At 38.5% G+C, this 11,830-nt stretch carries 7 protein-coding genes, 1 riboswitch and 1 other annotated feature; of the genes, 3 read left to right on the forward strand and 4 right to left on the reverse strand.

The annotated features are described in order from the left end of the window. Positions 1 to 186: 186 nt before the first annotated feature. On the reverse strand, positions 187 to 5,967 hold the full coding sequence (locus tag LRP81_RS09375) for a pullulanase (RefSeq protein WP_230501014.1): 5,781 nt from the start codon (positions 5,965 to 5,967) through the stop codon (positions 187 to 189). Positions 5,968 to 6,269: 302 nt separating this feature from the next. After that, entirely contained in the window at positions 6,270 to 6,713 is a 444-nt protein-coding gene (locus tag LRP81_RS09380) for a DUF4064 domain-containing protein (RefSeq protein ID WP_230501015.1), read from the reverse strand. 192 nt (positions 6,714 to 6,905) lie between these two features. Beyond that, positions 6,906 to 6,997, forward strand: a riboswitch (cyclic di-GMP riboswitch). A gap of 39 nt (positions 6,998 to 7,036) precedes the next feature. On the opposite strand from LRP81_RS09380, the gene LRP81_RS09385 reads away from it, so the two are divergent. From LRP81_RS09385 to thrS, 3 genes are all read left to right on the forward strand, one after another. After that, entirely contained in the window at positions 7,037 to 7,225 is a 189-nt protein-coding gene (locus LRP81_RS09385; RefSeq protein ID WP_230501016.1) for a hypothetical protein, read from the forward strand. A gap of 540 nt (positions 7,226 to 7,765) precedes the next feature. After that, positions 7,766 to 8,032 (forward strand): hypothetical protein, encoded by a 267-nt coding sequence (locus tag LRP81_RS09390; protein ID WP_230501017.1) that lies wholly within the window; start codon positions 7,766 to 7,768, stop codon positions 8,030 to 8,032. Between the two features lie 748 nt (positions 8,033 to 8,780). Beyond that, positions 8,781 to 9,009: a binding site (T-box leader), on the forward strand. Between the two features lie 44 nt (positions 9,010 to 9,053). Then, on the forward strand, positions 9,054 to 10,955 hold the full coding sequence (thrS, locus tag LRP81_RS09395) for a threonine--tRNA ligase (protein WP_230501018.1): 1,902 nt from the start codon (positions 9,054 to 9,056) through the stop codon (positions 10,953 to 10,955). A 57-nt stretch (positions 10,956 to 11,012) separates the two neighbouring features. Here the strand turns inward: thrS and LRP81_RS09400 are convergent, their stop codons facing one another. Both LRP81_RS09400 and LRP81_RS23340 read right to left on the reverse strand, forming a co-directional pair. Further along, on the reverse strand, positions 11,013 to 11,681 hold the full coding sequence (locus LRP81_RS09400) for a class I SAM-dependent methyltransferase (protein ID WP_317987058.1): 669 nt from the start codon (positions 11,679 to 11,681) through the stop codon (positions 11,013 to 11,015). Then, positions 11,656 to 11,814 carry a class I SAM-dependent methyltransferase gene (locus LRP81_RS23340; protein WP_317987056.1) on the reverse strand — a complete coding sequence of 53 codons (159 nt, stop codon included), beginning with the start codon at positions 11,812 to 11,814 and terminating at the stop codon, positions 11,656 to 11,658. The genes LRP81_RS09400 and LRP81_RS23340 overlap by 26 nt, the downstream gene beginning before the upstream one ends. Positions 11,815 to 11,830 lie beyond the last annotated feature (16 nt).

The raw sequence follows: 11,830 nt of genomic DNA on the forward strand, positions 1-11,830 counted from the left end.
TTTACTAACAAAACTTTTTCTACCAAACCTTTGGGATAGTAAAACATTCTTTTATGGCGGGTAAATAATACCCAATAAACTTAAGGCGAATAGCACGAAAGTCGAAACCATTAACCACCTTATCATGCTATATCTTCTTATAAAAAAACCGCACAAGGTTAAATCCTGTGCGGTTTATCAGGTGGCTTAACCCAACTGTTCTTTTTTTCTACCAATTAATATTGATGCTCCAAGTAAGATCAAGATAGCACCAAGCATTAAATAGTTGTAAGTCGATGTTGCTGTGACTGGTAGCTTATTTCCTGGTTTGTTACCTTTCCCTGGATTTTCGCCACCTTTTCCAGGAGGTGTACCAGGCTTGTTGCCATTCCCCGGATTTTCGCCACCTTTTCCAGGTGGAGTCCCAGGTTTGTTTCCATTTCCTGGGTTCTCGCCACCCTTTCCAGGTGGGGTTCCTGGGTTGTTTCCATTTCCTGGCGGGTTATTTCCATCCCCGCCCCCATCATCAGGATCTTCACCATCTACTGGTTCTTCACCAACTCTAACTACCACAGTAGTCAGTGGCTCAAGCGTAATGCTAGTGGCGTTCAACTCAAATCCAGTAGGATCGGATACTGCATCAACTCCAGCCTTTTTTTGGTCTACAACAACTATACCTTTACTAATATCTTCCTCTAGCGTTAGTGTTCTAGAAGCTGTATCAGCATTTACAAACGTATAATATTCAACACCATTTGTTGATACACTGCGAAATGCTACCACAAGGTCTTGTTCCTTGATTTCAGGAGATTCAATCATTGTGACATTTTCATCTATGAGCTCACGCGTACCCAATCGGAATGCATCGGTAGAACGACGTAACTTAATTAACCCTTTCGTATATTCACTCGTTACATGATTTACTGGATATTTCTCCTTGTCTGTCGCCTTTTCCCAGTCAACTCGATTAATGATATCTGACGAATCATAAGAATCGTGGATAAAGTATGGATAGACAAACGGGTTGTTATTTTCATCTGTCATAAAGGTAGACTTGTATGGTGCACTAGATGCGTCTGCCCTCCATTGCTTCGTTCGTCCATATTCCTGCCCCGCATGAAGGAATGCCTTCCCTTGGGAAGTTAGCACCATTGCATTTCCAATTCTGATTCGTTGATGAATCTCCAAATCATTCTCTGGAATTTCTGGGTCTTTTTTGATAGATTGGGCAATCACATCATAAAGTGTGAGATTGTCATGTGCTTCAATATACTGAACGACATCCCCTGGATCATCTGTATAAAAATTATGAGGTTGAGCCTTGATGTTATCAAAAATCTGTTGAACATTCCGGGCACCACCTGTAATAAAACGGGGCTGTCCTTCGCTTCCAAATCCAGATTTAAGCTCGTTACGGAATTCATCGGAAAAGCTCCCAACAGAATCTGTATGCTGCATCCACTGCTGATCTGCCGCTTGTACTGGTTCCCCCTCATCACCAACAAAGGTTACCCAGCCTTCCCCAATCATCACAATGTTTGGATTTAATTTTTTTGCTTCGTCATAAGCGATCTGAATGCTCTCTGCGTCATGATCACCCATCATATCAAAACGGAATCCATCAACCTTGTATTCTTCTACCCAATATTTGATAGAATCTACGAGAATGCGCCGGGCCATTTCATGTGTCGTTCCTAAACGCCCACCACCAAAGCTTGTCCTTGGTGTCCCATCCGCATCCATAAAATGATAATAGTTAGGCACAAGATCTTCAAAAATAGACACTCTTGCCGTATGGTTATATACCACATCCAGTACTACTCCCATATCCCGCTTATGAATCTCGTTAATTAAATTTTTGAATTCCTTTATTCTAAGCTCAGGATCTTCTGGATTTTCCGAATACATACCAGTTAAAGAGAAGTAACTTTGTGGATCATAGCCCCAGTTGTAATTCGTCCCAGTCGATGCATACTCTAGCATTCTTTCATCTGCCTCAAATTCGTTAGCAAAATAGTAGCTCATTACAGGAAGCAATTGAATATGAGTGACCCCTAATTCTTGGATATAATCCAATTTCTCTACAAACGATGCAAAGGTGCCGAATCTTGCTTGTAAATCATCTGCAATGTTTGGATCGGATGTGAAATCTCGGACATGCACTTCATAAATGATGGTATCCTCTCGCTTTTTAAAACCAGGAATTGTTGCGTATTCAAGCTCTGGTCCTATTGAACTTACATCTACTATTGCCGCTTTCCCAATTGGATAGCCAGCATCATTATTCCACGCTGCCATTGATTGAGCATATGGGTCTAGCGCAAGCTTAGTATCATTTCCATGTGTGATTTCATAATGATAGTAGTAGCCTTTTAGATTAGCTAAGCCTGTATTAGTTTCAGCAAGCTTCACAGACCATACGCCTCGATCTCCTTTGGTCATCGGAACAGTCTCGACTACGATGTTTTGATCATTCTTGTCATAGAGAACAACAGAAATACTATCTGCTTTTGGCGACCAGACCTTCAATGTTGCAGAACCGTCACGGTGCAAGTCAGCACCAAGCTTGCCATCATAGCCATACATTTCATCGATTAGCTTCCAGCCTGATTTTACCGAAATAGTTCTTTCGCCATAAGTTACTTCAAACGGAATTTTTTCTAAATTGAAATCTCCATGTACATTTACTGTTTGCGGACCTTCAATATTAACACTTGTAAATGTAACCTCATTACCATCAACATCTTTAATATTTAACTGTTCTTTTAGCTCATCTTCAGTTATGCCAACTGTTGTTGTAAAATGAAGCGTGATTAGCTTGTCTGACAAGACCTCTCCTGAAATAAGCGCTATTGGCACCGTACCATACGGATTGGTGTAGACTTGATTTTCGCCTTCTTTTACGAAAAGTTGTTTGTATTGATTTAACATCTCGAATGTCATGTCTCCAGTTTGTGCCCCTGATTGCTTATTTACAAAAAGGAAGCCTATTTTGTTCGCATTTTCCTTAAGTTTAATATCGTAATAAGCGCCGTACTTTCCAATTCCTTTAAAATCTGCTGCTCCATTCGGCCAACCATCAGATGGACTCTCTACATCCTCCCAGTTCCAGAGACACCAATTATCATAATCAGCATTGTTTCTTTCATAATGAATACGGACCGTGTTTTCGGGCAGATTAACCGGCTCATATAAAAAGACTTCATCTGAGCCTTCTTTAATCCAAACTTCATTGAGCTCTGCAGTGAAAATTTCTAGAGTTTTATCACCAGCATCTTTATCACCATTTGTAGTATCGAGTACAAAGAATCCTACGTTATTTGCATTTTCTTTCAATTCAATATCAACATAAGCTCCATAATTCGTTACTTGAGAGGCCTTAAATGATGTACCACCAGCTGGCCAATTTTCAGAAGGTGCAGCCACATCTCCCCATAGCCATAAACCTAGATTTTCGTAGCTATTATCTGTTCGTTGGTAATGAATACGAAGTGTATTTTCCCCAATTTCACCTACTTCACCTGGTTCTTCTTCTACTGGAACTCCACCATTTTCTACCTCCAACAGAATGGTTCCTCCATCTTCCATTGCTGGAATAGAGAGAGTAACTTTTCCTTCCTCTGTGGCATGGTACGTTTGATTGTTATAGCGATCTGTTACAACCGCCTCAGAAGAACCGAAGCTTAGAGTAACTTCTTTAGCAGTAGTGGCAGTATTTAAGCCAACATAGACTGTATTTTCCCCGTATGTACGTGAGAAAATCAGATATTTGTCACTGTCTGATCCTGCAACTTTTTTGCGATCTCCTCTCGCAAACGTTTTTGGATTGTCTTGTCTAAACGCTAGTACTTTTTGATAGTGTTCAAGAATTTTATTTCCCTCTGCCTCATTCCAAGGGAAATTTTGACGGTTATCATAAAGAGGGTAGTTGTTTTTACCAGGCAAGCCAAGCTCTTCCCCGTAATAAATGACAGGTTGACCTTTTGCTGTCAACTGCAAGGACGCAGCTACTTGATATTTCCCTAGATCACCATTTACCACTTCATAAAAACGGTCTTCATCATGGCTGCCTAAAAATTGGCCAAAAGTAGCAGAGTTAGTTAATTGATTGTTTCGATACTCCAATCTTGATTGCACCGCTTCTAGCTGACCATTCGCCAAATCTCTTGCATCATATTTGAACGAAAAATCTAGTAACGAGTCCATCATACCGCTATTTAAATAGCCTTGGTCGTTGTTTACTCCTGCTCCCCACGCTTCTCCTATCAGTTTGTGTTCAGGCATCTCTTTCGTTAGCGCGTTTTTGAACGCCATCCATGTTGTATCTTCCACATGCTTTACTGTATCAACTCTAAAGTAATCAATTGTATTCCCTTGAGGTGTGCGAGACTTTTCAATCCAATCTGTCTGCCATTTTATTACTTGTTCTCGAACTTCTGGATTTTCCGTAAGGAAGTCAGGCAACCCAGCAAGTTCTCCACGAATCTCGTCACTTCCCCCATCTCGTAACATCCCAGCGAAACGAGCTCGATCTTCGTCTGTTGGGAAGTTTGATACACTTGAACTGTCCGTTGGTTTTAATCCATATCCTGTATGATTTAAGACCACATCCACCATGATTTTAATACCACGATTATGTGCCTCATCAATTAATGTATGGAAATCTCGCATAGATCCGAAATGTGGATTTATTTCGCCAAAATTATCCGCCCAATATCCATGGTAGCCATAATAAGGAGTCCCAGGATTCGAATGCCGAACGTCATATTTGATATTGTCTACAATTGGACTTATCCAAATTGTATTAATACCTAATTCATCCAAGTAATCTAGCTTTTCGGTAATCCCTTTGAAATCTCCACCTTGATACGTACCAGGAAATGTCGTATCATAACCAATCCTATGTGGGTCATTATTGGACGCATCTCCATCAAAGAAACGGTCTGTCAGCATAAAATATATAACTGCTTCGTCCCAATCGAAATCAGCACTTTCACCAGTATAAGTACGGGCTTTGACTTCTAGCTCTGCTTCCGTTACATGACGATTACCGAACTCATCAATGATAGTAATCGGTAATTTTTTTATCCCTGCTGTTACATTGTGCTTTACAGAAATGGTAAGCTCATTTAATTCTGGATCTATCTGAACTTTCTCCTTACCACCAATCGCAGATAGATTAATAGAAATCTCGCGCGCTTTCACATCTGTCTCCGTTTGAAGCTCCACTGTCACTACAGCATTTTGATTAAAATGAATGGTGCCTGGGCTTACATCAGCTGAAACTCCCCATTCAGATACGTTATATTCAATATGTGACTTTCCATCAACTGTATTATAAGGATCTGTTACTTCTGTCGTTATTCCATCTATAGTTACAAAATAAGTATAGTCATGTTTACCTGGTGGAAGTTGCTCATACTTATATGTATACCTCTCCAACTCTTCTTCCAATTGCATTTCATACTTTTTGCCTAGAATAGACAGCTCTACTTTATCAACTTTGTCCATTTCGTTATTTTCATAAAGCTCTTTATCGCGGAAAAAGAACTGTGCACTTCCCTCCTCCACAATAGGCGCCTTGCCATCTGGAATTTGGTGAACATTGACTTCCCCACTCTTTACATGTACTTTTGTCGTATTGTCTTGTTTGTTCACCAAAATGTGTCTGTCTGAATCAATGTCCTTTTCTTCCCAATCTCCCTTGCGAATGATATAACCTACCCGGTCTATACCCTTAGCAACTTCAATGGTTGCAAACGCTCTGCCTTCCTGGAATTCTGTAAAATCTACTTGATCATCCTTTATACCAGTTCCCCAAACCCACAAATTCCAGCCATCATAATTCTCATCTGATCGTTCATAACTGAGGACGATTTTTTTGTTTCCGCTGTCTGCAAAAGCTGATGGTGAAATACCAGCGAATGATGAAATAATTAATAGCACAGAAAGAACAACAGCCATACACCTATGAAATTTTCTTTTCATTAATGTGCCCCTTTCGTTTGTTTAGATAGCGTTTATGAAATAATACACCCTTGTGAAAACGTTTGCGCAAAGTAGCATAAAAATACGAGTCAGATATCCAACCCATAATAATGCAAACGCTACCATTTTGTCCTTTAAATTTAAGATACTATTATTAATCTAAATAATCAATATATTTTCAATTGGATGTTATTTTAAAAGAAAAGAAAAAAAACGTTGCTATGCAACGTTAAAGAGAGAAAAAACAATGCCAAAGGCTACTTTGTTAGCGACCTTGGGTATTTACACCGTTTTCTGGCTATTTACAATCCTACTTGGGGCTTACGTACCAAACTCATAATTCCTGCAATCAAATACAGGATGGCCGGGATTAATCCAAATCCAATAGTTCCGATTCCGATAACTAGCGCTGCTAGTATGAGCATAACACCTGCTAGGATAGGCTTTTTGTTTCCTTTTATAGCAATAATACCGATGATTCCAAGAACTAAGGAAAGAATTCCTACAATCAGTAACGATGGACCAACTAACGCAAAAATAGAATTAATCGTATCCAAATCTGCAGCCTCTAAGTTAGGGTTTGAACCCAATTCCTGTTCCATTGATTGCCTAAATTCATCACTTTCCATCATTTGTCTAAATTCATCATCAGCCATCATGCTGTTGAACATAAGACCTATTATAGCTGTTAAACCACTTAGTACTACAGCAATTACTGATAATACAATCTCTGTTGTCCGTTTCATATGTATACCTCCTTCAATATGTAACAACTAATTATTTATTTTACCATGATTTTTTGGGATAAAATAGAAATATCTTTTCCTATTATGCAATTTTTCAAGTAAACTCACATTCAATTACACAATAAACACATCAAAAGTCCCGTGCTAATTTTCCTTGTAGTACTTATAATAAGAATGTATTTTTTCATAAATCATGGAAAAAGGCAAAACTAGTGAAAGCTAGTGACGCAAAACTACAGGGACTTCCGTATGGTTTTTTCTATACCAGTCAGCCAGTTACCCCACCAACCTCCGTTGATTTATGAAAGTAAGGAGGTCCTGCTATGAAAATAGTTAAGAGCACACTCTTTTTCTGGCACACAATAAGAGCCAATTACTTCGCTATTATTTCTGATAGTTGCTTAGATAAAAAGCTCAAATTAAAGCTTGAAAAAAAATCGAGTCATCACAGACTTGAGGCCATTCAGTACAGAGCGAAAAACCAAAACATAAATGTTTATACATCAAGATGAAGAAGTCCATTTATTGGGCTTCTTTTTGTTATATCGTCAATATTCTCCAATATCCATCTCTATCAATGCGGAATATGTTGGATTTTTTGTTGTTTATCTTTATAGAAAAGGAGGTATTTTTTTAGTAAGAAATATTGCTGGATAACCATAGCAACAACGTGTTTATATAACAGCATTCAATAAAAGGAGAGATGGACGATGAAAATCAAAGTTAGAAGCTGGAGATTACTCACTGCCCAAGATAAAATGTTTATCTTAAAAGCACTTAGCCGCCATTCTCAAATGAAAGTTGGAGCTTAACCTGTAGTTAGCAATGCGCATTTCTCTTCCTATTGCCTCAATTATTTTCTTCCACATAAATCTAATCGGAGGTACTGATATCTCCGTTTATTCTTTTTGTTCATAAAATTTTATTGGAATACCATTTGGATTATTCATTAGTACACTCCCCTTTCTTTGGTTTCAGTATTACATGTTGTATTCATATTTTCCATCAACTCACATAGAAGTAATTTATATGATTACAATGGAGGGATGGGTATGTGGTGGATCATATATTTAAGTATCTTAATTTATTTCCTAATTAAAGGAAACATACTAGGAATATTAATTGCAATCATAGTTGGAGCATGCTTACTTCCAGGAATAGGAACTTCAAAATCCAATCCTTCCGTAAACAAAGAACAATCAAAAGAAATCTATAAGCAAGGTGATATTTTGGGGCAGTATTCAGATCTTGAAGCCCGGACACTCCAAGAGAAAGAAAGGCAACAATTAGAAATGACCGGACGGACAAAGATTGAATAGTAAGAAGGTGAGGATAATTATGTGTTAAATTATTATTCTTATAAAACTTTCGAAAATAGTCGTTTTATGGGGGATACACTTTGTTCCTTAATTGATAACATTATTTTTTTTATTGATCAAACGTTTGTTTTAAAAATGATATACCACTAGCTAAAAAAACGGTAAATCCTGTTCTATTCTAATGTTATATTAGAATACTATAAGAAAAAAGTCGATTTTTTTCGAATTAGTTTGAAGCTATATATAACAATAGAAAAAATAATCATTGATCAAACGTTTGTTTGGAAATATATATATCAATATAACTTAAGACAATAACTTTTTTCTGCCTTTGAAAAAAGGCTTGCACACGATAGTAATATATTGTAATATCAAAAATAACAATTTTTTGAAGCTAAGAAAAGGACATGAGAGTCTTTATTCAAGTTCACAGAGAGGCAAGTATTTGCTGAAATCTTGCTAACACTGAAAAATTCTCTTACCACCTTTGAGCTGTGTTGGGGAAACTAAGTATCCAATGCCGAAAACGCTACGTTACAGCGCCAAAGCCATGAGCATTGTTTTGCTTATGGGAATTTGGGTGGAACCACGGGTTATTTCAACACACTCGTCCCTTCATTGGGATGAGTGTGTTTTTTATTTTTTTTATGCCTCTTTAAAGAGGTTGTTGCTAGTAAACCAGTAAAAATAGCACAAAAGTAAAATTTCCAGTATCGAAAAGTTCGTTCACGAAAACAGCCTTATTCATTTAAAAGCAATGACAAGGACAAGAGAGATTTTTTACGGTTATTAGAGAGGGAGGAAATTGCTGAAATCTTCCTAACGCAGGGAAAATCTTTTACCACCTTTAGAGCTGTATTGAGGAAATTAAGTATCCAATGCCGGTCACGCTCCGTTACAAGCGCCAGAGCCGTGAGCATTTTGCTTATGGGAACTTGGGTGGAACCACGGGTTATTTTATTGCACTCGTCCCTTCATAGGGACGAGTGTTTTTTTATTTTATTTAAGGAGTGATTCAATCATGGTAAAAATTCAATTTCCAGATGGACAGTGCAAAGAGTTTGTGAGAGGAACAACAGTTGCCGAAGTAGCCCAATCTATTAGCGCAAGTTTGGGTAAGCTAGCCGTGGCAGGTAAACTGAATGGTGGGTTAGTTGATCTAGATTTCAAATTGTCTGATGATGCTCAACTCGTTGTCATATCAATCGATTCACAGGAAGGGCTAGAAATAATGAGACACACTACTGCACATGTATTGGCACAGGCAGTAAAAAGATTGTTTGCAGATGTGAAGCTTGGAATTGGCCCAGTTATAGAGGATGGATTTTACTACGATCTGAATTTAGAACGTAGTTTGACTCCTGAGGATCTTTTGACTATTGAAAAAGAGATGTTAAAAATCGTAAAAGAAGATATGGAGATAAAGAGATTGGGGGTTACATTGGAAGAAGCGAGGAGACTTTTTAAAAATCAGCCTTACAAACTGGAGATTTTAGATGATTTGACATCTGATCAGAATATATCCGTCTACCAACAAGGCGAGTTTATGGATCTTTGTCGTGGACCACATCTCCGATCAACAGGTAAAATCAAAGCCTTTAAGCTCGCTAAAGTTTCAGGTGCATACTGGCGCGGAGATAAAGAAAATGATGTATTACAACGTGTTTATGGAGTGGCATTTCATAAAGATACTGATTTAAAGAATCATTTTCACATCTTAGTAGAAGCCGCAAAGCGTGACCATCGTAAGTTAGGAAAACAGTTAGAGTTATTCATGTTTTCAGAGGAAGCTCCAGGAATGCCTTTTTATTTACCTAAAGGACAGATTATCCGAAACGAATTGGAGCGCTTTGCCCGCGAGTTACAAGAAAGCGCTTCTTATGAAGAGGTACGCACTCCTTTTATGCTGAATCAGAAACTTTGGGAAAAATCAGGGCATTGGGATCATTACAAGGAAAATATGTACTTTACAGAAGTTGATGAGAAAAGCTATGCGTTAAAACCGATGAATTGCCCTGGTCATATGCTTATCTTTAAAAACAAGCTTCATTCTTATAGGGATTTGCCTGTACGAATGGCTGAGTTTGGTCAGGTTCATCGTCATGAATATAGCGGTGCTTTGAATGGTATGCTGCGTGTTCGTACATTTTGCCAAGATGATGCTCATATATTTGTACGTGAGGATCAGATTGAAAGTGAGATAAAGCAAATTTTTCAACTTGTAGATAAAGTCTATCAAACATTTGGCTTTGACTATTCCGTAGAACTCTCCACTCGCCCAGAGGATTCACTGGGAGATGATATGCTATGGGAGCATGCAGAGTCTGCACTTACAAATGTGTTAAACGACCTCGGAATGGCGTATCACTTGAATATTGGAGATGGTGCCTTTTATGGACCCAAAATAGACTTCCATATTAAAGATGCTTTAAAACGTAGTCATCAGTGCGCAACAATTCAGCTTGATTTTCAAATGCCAGAGAAGTTTGATCTTCATTATGTAAATGAACAAGGTGAAAAACAGCGTCCCGTAGTCATTCATCGAGCTGTATTTGGTTCTATTGACCGTTTCTTCGGAATATTAGTGGAACACTTTGGTGGTGCATTTCCAGTATGGTTAGCACCAGTGCAGGTCGAAATTATTCCGGTCTCGGATGTGCATATAGATTACTGCAAGATGGTAAAGTCTCTGTTATCTAAAGACGGGGTTAGGGTAGAAATTAACAGAAGCAGCGAAAAAATAGGCTATAAAATCAGGGCTGCCCAGTTGCAGAAGGTTCCTTGTGTATTAGTAGTGGGAGATAGGGAGGTTGCCAATCGTTGCGTTAATCTAAGAAGATACGGACAGAAGGACTCTGAGTTGGTTGCGGTTGATTCGTTTAAGGAACAAATAGTAAATGAAATTATCCAGAAACTCATTTAGTAAAGGTGTCTAAATTAAACGACCCTCTATATACGAATAGGGTCGTTTGTTTTGTTTTCAACTTTTCCTTACTAGATAGATCATTTCGTAGCTATCCTGAGTCAAAGGGGTTCCGTTCCAATCTTGATACAAGTTTACGATTTCGAAACCATGGTTGCTGAGCATTCTCTCCATTTCCTGTGGATAGGTGTAACGCAGACTGATCGTAGTCTTATGTTCTTGTATAATTTCGCCAATTTCATTTTGATACTTTCTAGTAGTGATATAGTGCTGAACCTGCGTAATTGCATCATAGGAACTGATGGTATAGAGGTCGACTTTTTGGTTCGTATCCTCATCTATGTAAGACCTCCAGAACTCTTCCGTGCTCGGCTGAATCAACTCTTCCTTGCTTGGAAAGCGGGTACCAAAAATCAAGATTCCCCCTGTTTCTAAATTATTTCGAACAGAATGGAAAAATCCATCCTGTGCTTCATTCGTTAAAAAATGTTGAAAGGAGTTCCCAACTGAATAAATGAGCTTGCTTTTGGTGCCTAGCTGGAGCTTTGTACAGTCCTCTTGAACCCAATCTATAAGTAAACTCTTTGCAGCAGCTTTTTCCTGTGCTTGCTGTAACATTCCCCGGTGTAGATCGACCCCTAAGAGTGAAAATCCTTTCTCCGCCAATGGAATGGTCAATCTTCCTGTCCCACATGCCAAATCAATAATGGTACCCCCCTGCCCCACATGCCAAATCAATAATGGTACCCCCCTGCTTCGCCGCCCATGCTTCCAGCAACTCTAGCTCAGGCAAATACCCATTATTCTCTTTATCATATAAAATTGGATCTTCATATTCTTGAAAATTTTCTAGTTTCAAAATCGTAGGCTCCTTT

It is taken from the genome of Sutcliffiella rhizosphaerae (genome assembly GCF_917563925.1).
Taxonomy (GTDB): domain Bacteria; phylum Bacillota; class Bacilli; order Bacillales; family Bacillaceae_I; genus Sutcliffiella_A; species Sutcliffiella_A rhizosphaerae.